Below are 13,674 nucleotides of genomic sequence, written 5' to 3'. Positions count from 1 at the left end.
TTATACCTGAGCTGTGACCTCACGCGCCAGTTGAGGTCGGGTTTGATGCGCAAACATTGCGGCTAAGTAAGTCGCGCAATTGGTTTTTCTCTTCGCTGGTCAGCTCACTCTGGCGAGCTTTTCGCAGAAGTTGTTCAAGGTTTCGCTCGCGTTGGCGGGCGGACAAGCTAGTAATGGTGTCGAAAAACTGTTGTTCAAGGTTGTCTCCATCAATCAGCCACTCCTTTTCGGCCAGGGCCTTCAACAGGCGTCCCTGCTCGGTGCCGTGCCACCGTGCGATCAGCTGGAAGGAGTTTAGCCGGGGGTTCTTCTGCACGGCTTCGAGGAGCGCGACCAGTAACTGCGTATTGCTATGGTCCTCGGCGGCGAAGTGCCCCGCGTCCTCGACCTTTTCGGCCAGTTGCGGGTGATGCAGCAAGGTCCGCAGGGCGGCCAGTGTTGGAGGTTCGACGGCGGCCGGCACGCGTGGGGCACGTGGCTGGTCGCGATCGCCGCGCTTGCCGTTTTTGTTCCAGGGTTTCTTGTCCCATTTCTTGCCGCCGCCGTTTTTTTTCGGCGTCCATTCCTGCTGCGGCGCGTAGTCCTGTTGAGGTTGATGATAGTCGGCGAAATCCGGCATCGCGTCGTAATCGATACCTGGGTCGTAAGCCGGTGGGGCTTCCTGCGGGGCGCTGTGAGCCATCTGACTGACGGCCTCGCTGCTGAGCCCGGTGATTTCGGTCAGGCGCTGGCGCATCAGTGTGCGCAGGTTGGCGCCGGGCACCTTGTCGATCAGTGGTGCCGCGAGCGTGACCATGTGGGCCTTGCCTTCGAGGGAGCGTGGGTCGGCTTCTTCGGTCAACTGCTGGAAAAAATAATCGGCCAGAGGTTGCGCGTGCTGGTTGATCCGCGCACGGAACGCATCGGTACCTTCGGAGCGCACCAAGGTATCCGGGTCCTCGCCCTCGGGCAGGAATAGAAAACGCGCCCGGCGGCCATCCTGCAGACTCGGTAACGTCGCCTCCAGTGCGCGCCAGGCTGCATTGCGACCAGCCTGGTCGCCGTCGAAGCAAAACAGCACGCTGGGCACCACGCGAAAGAGGCGCTTCATGTGTTCTTCGCTGGTGGCCGTGCCCAGGGTCGCCACGGCATTACGCAGACCTTGCTGGGCCAGGGCGATAACATCCATGTAGCCTTCGACGACGATGATCTCGTCGAGGTTGCGGTTGTTCTTGCGCGCCTCGTACAGGCCGTAGAGCTCCTGGCCTTTATGGAATACGGGAGTTTCCGGTGAGTTCAGGTACTTGGGTTTGTCGTCCCCCAGGACGCGACCGCCGAAGGCAATGATTCGCCCGCGGGTGTCACGGATCGGGAACATTACCCGGTCGCGGAAGCGGTCGTAGCGCTTGCCGGTCTCGGCATTCTCAATCAGCAGACCAGCGTCGATCATGGCGCGCTGCTGAAGCGTATCGCTGCTCAAGTGCTTGTAAAGGTTGTCCCAGCCGGGCGGGGCGAAGCCGAGGCCGAAGTCTCGGGCTATTTCGCCAGTCAGGCCGCGGCCCTTGAGGTAGTCAACGGCTGCCTTGCGGGCTGGGTGGCTTTTGAGGGCTTGGCGATAAAAGTCGGCCGCCGCGGCCAGCAAGGGGTAGAGCGGGGAGTCGGTCGGTTGGCGCGGCTTGCGTGCCCGCCCGCTTTCCTCTCTGGGGATTTCCATGCCGGCGGCTTTCGCCAGCTCTTCAACAGCCTGAGGGAACTCCAGGTTGTCGTGGTCCATGATAAAGCCGAGGGCGTTGCCGCCAGCGCCACAGCCGAAGCAATAGTAAAACTGCTTGTCGGGGCTGACGCTGAAAGATGGAGTCTTTTCCTTGTGGAACGGGCAGCAGGCCGTGTAGTTCTTGCCGGCTTTCTTCAGTTGCAGGCGAGAACTGACCACGTCGACGATGTCGGTGCGGTTCAGGAGGTCGTCAATAAAGCTCTGGGGAATCAACCCGGCCATGGCGTTCTCGTCATCACTGCGTGAAATAGGGCCCCGAAATCAGCAGGCGTAACCGGTTCCTGATCTTGAGGCACTGTTGAAGCGGTGGCTCGACCGGGTCATCTGCGTCATTGCTGTCGGGAAGTGTATCTGCCGATAATCCACTGACGTTAATTACTGTCAGTATTCGACGGTCTGAAAATGTTGCGCTGAGTCCGGTAACGGCCGGTCAGGCCTCGGATAGCTCGTGGAGCGGGCACGCATGCAGGTGCCTTGGGCTGATCGTCGTTAGAGGAATCAGGGTGTGCTCGTCAGTAGCCTTGGAAGGCTCGTCAGAAGAGACGTGCACCGCTGGCAGAAGAGCCAGGTCTGACGCGGTAAAGCAGTTGTCTCGGTCGCGTCTGCGGCTTCGACGATGAAGCATCAAGCGTTATTCCGCAAATGCCATAAGCCCGGCTTGAGGGCCGGGCTTGGCAGAAGCTTGCTACGAACGTCTGTGTATCAGTACAGACGTACGGCGCGGCGCTGTTCGCGCTGGACTTTCTTGGCGTGACGCTTAACAGCGGCTGCTGCCTTGCGCTTACGCTCGGAAGTCGGCTTCTCGTAGAATTCGCGGCTACGAACTTCAGCCAGAACACCGGCTTTTTCGCAGGAGCGCTTGAAACGACGCAGAGCTACGTCGAAGGGTTCGTTCTCTTTTACTTTGACGGCTGGCATCCAGAGCTACCTTCATTCATTACCGGGGTCAACATCCTCGCGGCAAAAGAGCGCTTGAAGACGTCGGTTTTTAAGGGTTGCGGATGTTAACCCCTCAACGCTCGGAATGCAAAGCCTCTGATCGAAAACCGCTGGTCGGGGCACAACGCGGCGACTATTATGCGCGCCTTCGAATTCAGCCTCCACAAGGCGCAAGCCATGCTAGTACTGGGATTAGAAACGTCCTGCGACGAAACCGGCGTCGCGCTTTACGACAGCGAACGCGGCCTGTTGGCCGATGCGTTGTTCAGCCAGATCGACCTGCACCGCGCCTATGGCGGTGTGGTGCCGGAGTTGGCGTCCCGCGATCACGTCAAGCGCATGCTGCCCTTGATCCGCCAGGTCCTGGCCGATGCCGGCTGTGTGCCGACCGAGATCGATGCCATCGCCTACACCGCAGGCCCCGGCCTGGTGGGCGCCTTGCTGGTCGGGGCTTCCTGTGCCCAGGCGCTGGCCTTTGCCTGGGGTATTCCGGCGTTGGGTGTGCACCACATGGAAGGCCATTTGCTTGCTCCTATGCTGGAGTCGCAGCCGCCGGAATTTCCGTTCGTCGCTTTGTTGGTTTCCGGCGGGCACACGCAATTGGTCCGGGTCGATGGCATTGGCCGATACGAGCTGTTGGGGGAGTCTCTTGATGACGCCGCCGGGGAAGCGTTCGACAAAACCGCAAAAATGATGGGGCTCAACTATCCGGGCGGACCGGAAATTGCGCGGCTGGCGGCCCAAGGGGTTGAGGGGCGCTTCGTGTTCCCGCGCCCAATGTGCGACCGGCCTGGCCTGGACTTCAGTTTCAGCGGCTTGAAAACCTTCGCCCTGAATACCTGGCAGCAATGCATCGTCGCCGGGGACGACAGTGAGCAAGCCCGTTGCGACATCTCTCTGGCGTTCCAGCAAGCCGTGGTGGAGACTTTGACCATCAAGTGCAAGCGCGCCCTGAAGCAGGCCGGGCTCAAGCGCCTGGTGATCGCTGGCGGGGTGAGTGCGAACAAGGCTTTGCGAATGTCCCTGGAGAAAATGCTCGGTGACATGAAGGGCGGCGTTTATTACGCCCGACCGCAATTTTGCACCGACAACGGCGCGATGATTGCCTATGCCGGCTGTCAGCGGCTCATGGCCGGCCAGCAAGAGAGCCTGGCGATCAGTGTGCAGGCACGTTGGCCCATGGAGCAGCTGTCGCCGCTGTGACACGTATCTAGAAATGCCGTTCGCGTCCGGCGAACAGGTCGCGTAGATTGCCCCGGTGACGCCAGACGATCAGCGTGACAAGCGCGGTCATCGGCAGCAGAGCCTGCGGTTCCTGCCAGGCCAGCAAGGGCAAGGTCAGCGGTGTGGCGATCAGTGCGGCCAGTGAGCTGGTGCGGGTCAGATAGAACATCAGTAGCCAGGCCGAGACGGCCAGCAGTGCGGCGGGTGGATAGAGCCCCAGCAGCATCCCGGCGGCGGTAGCGACCCCTTTGCCGCCCCGAAAGCGAAAGTACAGTGGAAACAGATGACCGATGACAGCGCAGACGCCGATCCAGGCCTGTTGCTGCAATGAAAGCCCTGCAAGGTTGGCGATCAGTACCGGTACAAGGCCTTTGCAGAGGTCACCGAGCAGGGTCAGGACGGCAAGCTTGCGTCCGGCCAGGCGCAGCATGTTGGTAGCGCCGGCATTGCCTGAGCCACTCGTTCGCGGATCGGGACGACCCGTCAGGCGGCTGAGCAAAATGGCGAAGGACAGCGAGCCGAGCAGGTAGGCGAGGACCGCCAGTAACCAAAACATGCTAACTATTCCGGGCGAGGACGCCCTGATTCTAACGGCGCATTGCGCCCTTGTCGTGCTGCGGAGAAGAGTGCTTGGACAGAGTGTTTATCGAAGGCCTGGAAGTCGACACGGTAATCGGTGCCTACGACTGGGAACGAGACATCCGACAATGCCTGCGGCTTGATCTGAGTTTCGCCTGGGATAACCGCCCGGCCGCCGCCGGTGACGACCTCAACCTTGCGCTCGATTATGCCAGCGTATCGTCGCGTATCCAGGCATTTGCCGGGCAGGCCCGGTTTCAATTGGTCGAGACATTTGCCGAACGACTGGCCCAGGAGTTGATGGACGAGTTCAAGATTACCTGGCTGCGGCTGAAGGTGACCAAGCCTGGCGCCGTTCCGGCGGCCCGCGGTGTTGGCGTGGAGATCGAGCGCGGATGTCGCTGATACAGGTCTTTCTCGGGCTCGGTAGTAATATCGAGCGCGAAACTCATTTGCGTGCCGGGCTTGAAGCTCTCGCCGGCTTCCTGGTGGACATCCGCTGTTCGGCCGTGTTCGAAAGCCAGCCGGTGGGCATCAAGAGCGGACCGTTCTTCAACTTCGTCGTGTCGGCCTACACGGACTTGCCATTGATGGAGCTGGATCGTCGTCTGAAGTTCATCGAGGCGGACAATGGTCGCTATGCACCGGACCGCAAGGGTCTGCCGCTGGACATCGACGTTCTGCTGTATGGCGAGCAAGTAGGCAATTTCGACGGACTGGTCCTGCCTCGCGCAGAAATCCTCAAGAATGCCTTTGTCTTGTGGCCTTTATCGTTGATTGCACCGGATCGGGTGCACCCGGGCGTCGGTAAGAGCTTCGCCGCTTTGTGGGATGAATCGCAAATCGATCAGGTGCTGGCGCCGGTAGCTTTTGAGTGGCGCGGTGAGCAGCTCACCCCGCTGGATCTTCTGCGAAGCAGCTGACGCCATCGCGAGCAGGCTCGCTCCCACCTTGACTGCGGTAGATCTCAGGACTTCATTCACCGCAAACCCTGTGGGAGCGAGCCTGCTCGCGATGGCGGTGGTGCATCAACCCACAACTGCCAACTGACACAACGTTCCGTCAGTTTGCGGCTCCCTTGTAAGCTTTCAATGCCTTCAGCCGCTCGCGTTTGATCGCCTCACCCAGCTCCGGCCCCTTGAAACCCTTCTCCAGCAAAGGCTGCACCGCCACTGCGCGAGCCGTTGCTGCCGCGCCGCGCAAGTAGTCAGCCTGTGGGTAACTTCGTTGTTCAAGCCCCTTGCGTCCGCGCGCATCCATCTCGCATGCCGCAATGAATTCCTCGAAGCGCTGAGGACGACGGTACACGTCGAAACTCTGTAACAGTTCGAGCAGCGTGGAGGCCTTCAGCTCAAGTGCGCGATGACAATGGGTATGGTATTGGCCGACCAGTAATGCCAGTTCCTGGCAGTCGCGAGGCACCTTGAAGCGCTCGCTCACCGCTTTGATAGGTTTCAATCCCTTGTGTTCATGAGCGATATGTCGCGGCCACTCATGCTCGGGCGTGAGGCCTTTTCCCAAGTCATGGAGCAGGCAAGCCCAGCGGACGGTCAGCGGTTGCTGGTACAGGGCGGCTTGTTCCAATACGCTCAGTGTGTGCACTCCGGTGTCGATTTCCGGATGATGGGCTTCCGGTTGGGGGACACCGAACAGCGCGTCGACCTCAGGCATCAGGACCTCGAGGGCCGAACAGTCGCGCAAGACCTGGATGAAGACCTGTGGTTGATTTTCCATCAGGGCGCGGGAGATTTCCTTCCAGCTGCGCTCGGCCGTCAAGGCTTCCAGCTCGCCGGAATGACTTAGTTGACGCATCAGTTCAAGGGTTTCATCGGCTACCTTGAAGCCCAGCGGCGCATAGCGAGCGGCAAAGCGTGCAACCCGCAGGACTCGGAGAGGATCTTCGGCGAATGCCGGGGAAACGTGGCGCAAAAGTCGTGCTTCGAGATCGCGCTGGCCATGGTATGGATCAGTGAGATTGCCTTCGTCATCTTCGGCCATCGCGTTGATGGTCAAGTCCCTGCGAACCAGATCTTCTTCAAGCGTTACTTCAGGGCTGGCATGAAACACGAAACCACCATAACCCCGACCGCTTTTGCGTTCGGTGCGGGCGAGGGCGTATTCCTCCCCTGTGTCCGGGGAAAGAAACACAGGAAAGTCTGCGCCTACGGGACGAAACCCCTTGGCAAGCATTTCCTCGGCGGTAGCGCCCACCACAACCCGGTCGATATCGGTGACGGGAATGCCCAGCAGGCGATCACGAACGGCACCGCCGACTTTGTAAATCTGCATAAAAAACCTCCGTTGATCCGACAGGATAACCTTTGCGCCGGACCTTCGGAGGCGAAAGCGAAATCAAAGATGAATGACAGCCAGGTCCAGCCGGCCATAGTCTCCTTCTGCTTGCTCGGCTCTGGGGGGCACATGGTGGGTTTTCATCACCTGGTCGCCTTGTAGGGTTTCCAGATGGATGTCGAAGCCCCACAGACGGTGCAGATGCTTGAGCACCTCATCGGTGGAGTCGCCCAGTGGTTTACGGTTATGTGCCTGGTGTCGCAGGGTCAGCGAGCGATCCCCACGGCGATCGATGCTGTAGATCTGTACGTTGGGCTCGCGATTGCCCAGGTTGTATTGCGCAGCGAGGGTCTCGCGAATGATGCGGTAGCCGCTTTCGTCGTGAATGGCGGGCACCAGCAGGTCATCTTTTTGGTCATCGTCAAGAATGCTGAACAACTTCAAGTCCCGGATCACCTTGGGCGAGAGGTACTGCAGGATGAAGCTCTCGTCCTTGAAGCTGCTCATGGCGAATTTGATCGTGGATAACCAGTCCGAGCCAGCGATTTCGGGGAACCACCGGCGGTCTTCCTCGGTGGGGTTCTCACACATGCGCCGAATGTCGCGGTACATGGCAAAGCCCAGCGCGTAAGGGTTGATGCCACTGTAATAAGGGCTATCGAAGCCGGGCTGGAATACCACGCTCGTGTGGGATGTCAGGAACTCCATCATGAAGCCATCGGTGACCAGGCCTTCGTCATACAGGTCGTTCATCAGCGTGTAGTGCCAGAACGTGGCCCATCCCTCGTTCATCACCTGGGTCTGGCGTTGTGGATAGAAGTATTGGGCGATCTTGCGCACGATACGCACGATTTCCCGCTGCCACGGTTCCAGCAGCGGAGCGTGTTTTTCGATGAAATAAAGGATGTTTTCCTGGGGTTCGGCGGGAAAGCGCGCATTGTCCTTCTCGCTGTACTTGTCGGCGCCCTTGGGAATGGTCCGCCACAGATCGTTGATCTGCTTTTGCAGATGCTCTTCACGATCCTTCTGACGCCGGCGCTCTTCTTCGGCGGAGATCGGGTAGGGCCTTTTGTAGCGGTCGACCCCGTAGTTCATCAGCGCATGGCAGGAGTCCAGCAGGTCCTCCACCGCGTCGATGCCGTGGCGCTCCTCGCATTGCATGATGTACTGCTTGGCGAACACCAGATAATCGATGATCGAGCTGGCATCGGTCCAGGTGCGGAACAGGTAGTTGCCCTTGAAGAAGCTGTTGTGGCCATAGCAGGCATGCGCGACCACGAGCGCCTGCATGCAGATAGTGTTTTCTTCCATCAGGTAAGCGATGCAAGGGTCGGAGTTGATCACGATTTCATAGGCCAGCCCCATCTGGCCACGTGTGTAGGATTTTTCGGTGCTGAGGAAGTGCTTGCCGTAGGACCAGTGGTGGTAACCCAGTGGCATGCCGACCGACGCATAGGCGTCCATCATCTGTTCGGCGGTGATTACCTCGATCTGGTTGGGATAGGTGTCGAGGGCATAACGGTCCGCGATACGGCTGATTTCACGGTCGTAGGCCTGGATCAGCTCGAACGTCCATTCGGAGCCGGTGGAAATAGGCTGGCGCTTCTGCTCTTTTTTGGCGGTCATGTCACTAACCTGCGCTGGAAGAGTTCACGGAAGACCGGATAGATATCCCCGGCCGAGACCAGTTGCTGTTGAGCGAACGTATCGGAGAAGGCTTCGGCAATGCGTTCGTATTCATACCACAGGGCCTGATGTTCCCGCGGTGTGATTTCCACATAGGTGTAGTACTGGACGAACGGCATGATCTGGTTGATCAGGATGTCGCGACAGATCGGCGAGTCGTCGTTCCAGTTGTCACCATCGGATGCCTGGGCTGCGTAGATGTTCCATTCATTGGCGGGGTAGCGTTCGGCCATGATTTCCTGCATCAATTTCAAGGCGCTGGAAACGATGGTGCCGCCGGTTTCCCTGGAATAGAAGAACTCTTCCTCATCCACTTCACGGGCACTGGTGTGGTGGCGAATGAACACCACGTCGATCTTGTCGTAGTTCCGCTTGAGAAACAGGTACAGCAAGATGAAGAACCGCTTGGCGATGTCCTTGGTTGCCTGGGTCATGGAGCCGGACACGTCCATCAGGCAGAACATGACGGCTTTGGAGCTTGGGTTGGGCTGCTTGACCAGCAGGTTGTACTTGAGGTCGAAGGTGTCCAGGAACGGCACCCGATGAATCCGGGCGCTGAGTTTCTCTATCTCGGCTTCCAGGTCCTGAATATCGCCAAAATTGTCAGGCTCTTCCTGTTTCAGACGGGCCAGTTCCTCTTTGACTTCCCGCAGTTTCGCCCGGCTGCTGCCAGACAGGGCGATGCGCCGGGCATGGGCCGAGCGGAGGGTGCGGATGATGTTGATGCGTGACGGATTACCTTCGTTGCTGATACCGGCGCGTACAGTCTTGAAGGTATCGGTACCGGTCAGGTTGCGTTTGACCAGGTTCGGCAACTCCAGATCCTCGAACATGAATTCCAGGAATTCCTCCTGGGTGATCTGGAACACGAATTCGTCCATGCCTTCGCCGGAATTACCGGCCTTGCCGGGGCCTCTGCCGCCGCCTCCGCCCGGTGGACGGGGAATGTGCTCGCCGCTGGTGAATTCCTTGTTGCCGGGATGCACGACGGTCTGTTTGCCACCGCGGCCATGGTGAAGCACTGGCTCATCGATGTCGCGGCCAGGGATGCTGATCTGTTCGCCATGCTCCATATCGGTAATGGAACGGCGACTGACCGCCTCTTCAACGGCCTTCTTGATATGGTCACGATAACGCCGCAGAAACCGCTGGCGGTTCACCGTGCTCTTGTTCTTGCCATTAAGGCGTCGGTCGATCACATAGCTCATAGGCCCTCCGGGTAGCTTCAAGTTGTGAGCTGCAAGCAGCAAGTAGAAGCCGTTACCCGGACTACTGAGGGTATTCGCCTTTCTCTTGCGGCCTGCGGCTTATAGCTTGCAGCTGCCTCACTGCGATTTCCGGACCCGCAGGTACCACTCGGAGAGCAGCCGTACCTGTTTGTCGGTGTAGCCACGTTCGACCATGCGTGTAACGAAGTCGTTGTGTTTTTGCTGATCCTCCTTGCTGGCCTTGGCGTTGAAGCTGATGACCGGCAGCAGATCCTCAGTGTTGGAGAACATTTTCTTCTCGATGACCACCCGCAGCTTTTCATAGCTGAGCCAGGTTGGGTTCTTGCCGTTGTTGTTGGCGCGGGCACGCAATACGAAGTTGACGATTTCGTTGCGGAAGTCCTTCGGATTGCTGATGCCAGCCGGTTTTTCGATTTTTTCCAGCTCTTCGTTAAGCGCTACGCGATTGAGAATTTCTCCGGTTTCCGGATCGCGATATTCCTGGTCCTGAATCCAGAAGTCTGCGTACAGCACGTAGCGGTCGAAGATGTTCTGGCCGTATTCGCTGTAGGACTCCAGGTACGCGGTCTGGATTTCCTTGCCGATGAACTCGATATAACGTGGCGCGAGGTATTCCTTGAGGAAGCGCAGATAGCGTTCGCGGGTTTCCGCCTGGAATTGTTCCTGCTCGATCTGCTGTTCCAGTACGTACAGGAGGTGGACCGGGTTGGCCGCTATCTCGTGGGGATCGAAGTTGAAGACCTTGGACAGGATCTTGAACGCGAAACGTGTAGACAGTCCGTTCATCCCTTCGTCGACACCCGCATTGTCGCGGTATTCCTGGATCGACTTGGCCTTCGGATCGGTGTCCTTGAGGTTCTCGCCATCGTACACGCGCATCTTGGAATAGATGTTGGAGTTCTCCGGTTCCTTGAGGCGTGACAGCACGGTGAACTGGGCCAGCATTTTCAGTGTGTCCGGAGCGCAGTGGGCCTTGGACAGGGAGCTGTTGAACAGCAGTTTGTCGTAGATCTTCACCTCGTCTGTGACCCGCAGGCAGTATGGCACCTTGACGATGTAGATCCGGTCGATGAACGCTTCGTTGTTCTTGTTGTTGCGGAAGGTATGCCATTCCGACTCGTTGGAGTGGGCCAGCAGGATACCGCTGAACGGAATCGCCCCCAGGCCCTCGGTGCTGTTGTAGTTGCCTTCCTGAGTGGCGGTCAGCAAGGGGTGCAGTACCTTGATCGGTGCCTTGAACATCTCGACGAATTCCATCAGGCCCTGGTTGGCCCGGCACAATGCCCCCGAGTAGCTGTAGGCGTCGGCGTCGTTCTGCGGGAATTCTTCCAGCTTGCGGATATCGACCTTGCCCACCAGTGCCGAAATATCCTGGTTGTTTTCGTCCCCGGGTTCGGTCTTGGCTACCCCGATCTGGTTGAGGATCGACGGGTAGAGCTTGACCACGCGGAACTGGCTGATGTCGCCGCCGAACTCGGCCAGGCGCTTGGTGGCCCATGGCGACATGATGGTGTTGAGGTAACGCCGCGGTATGCCAAAGTCTTCTTCAAGAATCGCACCGTCCTCGGTGGCATTGAACAGCCCCAGGGGCGATTCGAAAACCGGCGAGCCCTTGATGGCATAGAAGGGCACCTTCTCGATCAATTGCTTGAGCTTCTCGGCCAGGGACGACTTACCGCCACCTACCGGGCCGAGCAGATAGAGAATCTGTTTCTTCTCCTCCAGGCCTTGGGCGGCGTGGCGGAAATACGACACGATCTGGTCGATGCATTCTTCCATCCCGTGGAAGTCTTCAAAGGCCGGATAGCGGCGGATCACCTTGTTGGAAAAGATCCGCGAGAGCCTCGAGTTGGTCGAGGTGTCCAGCAGTTCCGGTTCTCCGATGGCCAGCAACAGACGTTCCGCAGCCGATGCGTAGGCGCTGCGATCCTGCTTGCAGAGTTCGAGGTATTCCTGCAGCGAGTACTCCTCCTGCCGCGTGGACTCGAAACGTTGCTGGAAGTGGCTAAAAATACTCATGACGTCACCTCGCTCGATACGTGGAGCCGGTGTCGGATCAATCAGTCGATGCTGGCCAGCCGCTGGGAACCCAGCTGCCGTTTACCCCCCAGAATGCTTCCAAGAATCCAGGTTCTTGAAAGCTGACTCCCGATGATCCGCGCGCCGGTGTACCGGCTCTCCCCTGTTTTGGATGGCCTGAGGCTAAGAATAGTTCGGAATCGGAGAGGCACAGGTGGAATGCGTAATAAGTTATGGCAGACCGTTCGTCTGCCATCGCTCAAGCCCGCGGATTACGCGGGTTTTGAGCGGCATAAAAAATTATTCGTTGGAGCCTTGCGCTGTTTCTGACGGATACGTCGTACGCCAAAGTTCAAAACCGCCGTCCAGGCTGTAGACGTTGGTAAAGCCCTGGCCGACCAGGTGCGCAGCTGCGTTCTGGCTGGAGTTCCCGTGGTAGCAAACGACAACCACGGGAGCGTCGAGATCGGCGCGGGTGATGAAATCGTGCAGGGAGTGGTTATCCAGGTGTCTGGAGCCGCTGATATGCGAGGCGGCAAACGTGGCGGGGTCACGGACATCGACGACGACAGCACCTTGCTCGCGCAGGGCCTGGGCCTTTTCCGGGGGGATGCGTTTGAATTCGCTCATGGGGACTCCTGTGGCCTGAACTACGCGCCGCTCAGACGACGGTGCCGGCCGGTGCTGATTTAGTGGTCGGGGGATGGGATTTGGGGCGGCCCTGCTCATCGCAATCGCAACGCAGTCGCTCGCCGGTGTCGACGTTCATCAGGGTCATGGCACTTCCCCATACGCAGCCGGTGTCGAGGGCAAAGACCCCGGGTTCGTCGCACTGACCTTCCAGCGACGCCCAGTGACCGAAGATGATTTTCACGTTACGGGTCTTGCGCTCCGGGTGTTTGAACCAGGGGGCGTAGCCGGGCGGCGCGGTCTCGATGCCTTCCTTGCTCTTGAGGTCGAGCTTGCCGTCGCGGGTGCAGAAGCGCATGCGGGTGAAGTAGTTGGTGATGACTCGAAGACGGGCGACGCCGGTGAGGTCGTTGTTCCACTTCGCCGGGTCGTTGCCGTACATGCCGTCCAGGTAGGGAGCGAAAAGGTTGTCGTCGCGCAAGGCCTGCTCGACTTCGCCGGCGCACTTGAGCGCTTTGCGCAAGGACCACTGGGGTGGAAGACCTGCGTGAACCAGCGCCAGGTTGCGGTGCTCGTCGTAGTGCATGAGTTTCTGTTGGCGTAACCATTCCAGCAGGTCGACGCAGTCGGGGGCGTCGAGTATTTCCCTCAAAGTGTCGGATTTTTTCAAACGCTCGATGTTCTGCCAGGCGGCCAGCAGGTGCAGGTCATGGTTGCCCAGCACGCACACCAGCGAATCACGGATGCCATACAGAAAGCGCAGGGTTTCCAGAGACTCCGGGCCACGGTTGACCAGATCGCCAACCAGCCAAAGCGTGTCCTTCTGCGGGTCGAAGGCGACTCGCTCCAGCAAGCATTTGAGCGGGGCGAGGCAGCCCTGGAGATCACCGACCGCATAGGTGGCCATCAGTGCAGAGCTCCGGGCACCGCGAGGCGGAAGGGTTTGATCACAGCGTCGAAGCGTTTGCCGTCCTCGGCCAGCATCTGGTAGGTGCCCTGCATGGTGCCCACGAGAGTCGTCATCACTGTGCCGCTGGTATAACTGTGGCTTTTACCGGGGCCGATCAACGGTTGCTGGCCAACCACGCCCTCTCCACGCACTTCTTCGACATGCCCATCGCCATCGGTGATGACCCAATGCCGCGACAGCAGACGGGCCGGCAGCGAGCCGTCGTTGCGTACGGTAATGCTGTAGGCGAAGGCGAAGCGGTTGTGCTCGGGTTGCGACTGTTCCGCCAGGAAGCGGGTGGTGACGCTGACGTCGACCAGATAACGGGGATCGGACATGCAAAAAGGCCTTGGAATGCGAAGCGGGACGCGGGT

At 59.0% G+C, this 13,674-nt stretch carries 13 protein-coding genes; 3 read left to right on the top strand and 10 right to left on the bottom strand.

The window, feature by feature from the left end:
* Positions 1-19 precede the first annotated feature (19 nt).
* Together dnaG and rpsU are read right to left on the bottom strand one after the other, a co-directional pair.
* Complete coding sequence (gene dnaG / locus LCU97_RS12630; RefSeq protein ID WP_232776615.1) at positions 20-1,975, bottom strand: DNA primase; 1,956 nt, start codon at positions 1,973-1,975, stop codon at positions 20-22.
* Positions 1,976-2,455: 480 nt separating this feature from the next.
* On the bottom strand, positions 2,456-2,671 hold the full coding sequence (rpsU, locus tag LCU97_RS12625) for a 30S ribosomal protein S21 (RefSeq protein WP_002551877.1): 216 nt from the start codon (positions 2,669-2,671) through the stop codon (positions 2,456-2,458).
* Positions 2,672-2,869: 198 nt separating this feature from the next.
* On the opposite strand from rpsU, the gene tsaD reads away from it, so the two are divergent.
* The gene (gene tsaD, locus LCU97_RS12620) at positions 2,870-3,895 is read left to right on the top strand and encodes a tRNA (adenosine(37)-N6)-threonylcarbamoyltransferase complex transferase subunit TsaD (protein WP_053156482.1); all 1,026 of its coding nucleotides are present in this window, start codon (positions 2,870-2,872) and stop codon (positions 3,893-3,895) included.
* Positions 3,896-3,902: 7 nt separating this feature from the next.
* Here the strand turns inward: tsaD and plsY are convergent, their stop codons facing one another.
* On the bottom strand, positions 3,903-4,472 hold the full coding sequence (plsY, locus tag LCU97_RS12615; RefSeq protein ID WP_232776614.1) for a glycerol-3-phosphate 1-O-acyltransferase PlsY: 570 nt from the start codon (positions 4,470-4,472) through the stop codon (positions 3,903-3,905).
* Positions 4,473-4,546: 74 nt separating this feature from the next.
* Here plsY and folB point away from each other — a divergent pair, with 74 nt between their 5' ends.
* Both folB and folK read left to right on the top strand, forming a co-directional pair.
* Complete coding sequence (gene folB / locus LCU97_RS12610; RefSeq protein WP_053156336.1) at positions 4,547-4,900, top strand: dihydroneopterin aldolase; 354 nt, start codon at positions 4,547-4,549, stop codon at positions 4,898-4,900.
* Positions 4,891-5,418 carry a 2-amino-4-hydroxy-6-hydroxymethyldihydropteridine diphosphokinase gene (folK, locus tag LCU97_RS12605; RefSeq protein ID WP_053156339.1) on the top strand — a complete coding sequence of 176 codons (528 nt, stop codon included), beginning with the start codon at positions 4,891-4,893 and terminating at the stop codon, positions 5,416-5,418. Before folB ends, folK begins: the two co-directional genes overlap by 10 nt.
* A 139-nt stretch (positions 5,419-5,557) precedes the next feature.
* On the opposite strand, the gene LCU97_RS12600 is transcribed toward folK, so the two are convergent.
* From LCU97_RS12600 to apaG, 7 genes are all read right to left on the bottom strand, one after another.
* Complete coding sequence (locus tag LCU97_RS12600; protein ID WP_232776612.1) at positions 5,558-6,784, bottom strand: multifunctional CCA addition/repair protein; 1,227 nt, start codon at positions 6,782-6,784, stop codon at positions 5,558-5,560.
* Between the two features lie 63 nt (positions 6,785-6,847).
* Positions 6,848-8,413 (bottom strand): SpoVR family protein, encoded by a 1,566-nt coding sequence (locus LCU97_RS12595; RefSeq protein WP_053156345.1) that lies wholly within the window; start codon positions 8,411-8,413, stop codon positions 6,848-6,850.
* Positions 8,410-9,681 carry a YeaH/YhbH family protein gene (locus LCU97_RS12590; protein ID WP_053156348.1) on the bottom strand — a complete coding sequence of 424 codons (1,272 nt, stop codon included), beginning with the start codon at positions 9,679-9,681 and terminating at the stop codon, positions 8,410-8,412. The genes LCU97_RS12595 and LCU97_RS12590 overlap by 4 nt, the downstream gene beginning before the upstream one ends.
* Positions 9,682-9,798: 117 nt before the next feature.
* Positions 9,799-11,721, bottom strand: coding sequence for a PrkA family serine protein kinase (locus LCU97_RS12585; RefSeq protein ID WP_053156351.1), 1,923 nt, complete (start codon positions 11,719-11,721; stop codon positions 9,799-9,801).
* A gap of 300 nt (positions 11,722-12,021) precedes the next feature.
* Complete coding sequence (gene glpE, locus LCU97_RS12580) at positions 12,022-12,351, bottom strand: thiosulfate sulfurtransferase GlpE (RefSeq protein WP_053156354.1); 330 nt, start codon at positions 12,349-12,351, stop codon at positions 12,022-12,024.
* Between the two features lie 31 nt (positions 12,352-12,382).
* Complete coding sequence (locus LCU97_RS12575) at positions 12,383-13,258, bottom strand: symmetrical bis(5'-nucleosyl)-tetraphosphatase (protein WP_232776610.1); 876 nt, start codon at positions 13,256-13,258, stop codon at positions 12,383-12,385.
* The gene (gene apaG / locus LCU97_RS12570; RefSeq protein WP_232776608.1) at positions 13,258-13,638 is read right to left on the bottom strand and encodes a Co2+/Mg2+ efflux protein ApaG; all 381 of its coding nucleotides are present in this window, start codon (positions 13,636-13,638) and stop codon (positions 13,258-13,260) included. Before apaG ends, LCU97_RS12575 begins: the two co-directional genes overlap by 1 nt.
* Positions 13,639-13,674 lie beyond the last annotated feature (36 nt).

Origin of the sequence: Pseudomonas uvaldensis (assembly GCF_021271205.1) — a bacterium.
Lineage (GTDB): Bacteria > Pseudomonadota > Gammaproteobacteria > Pseudomonadales > Pseudomonadaceae > Aquipseudomonas > Aquipseudomonas uvaldensis.
This window is presented reverse-complemented; position numbering and strand designations above follow the sequence as displayed.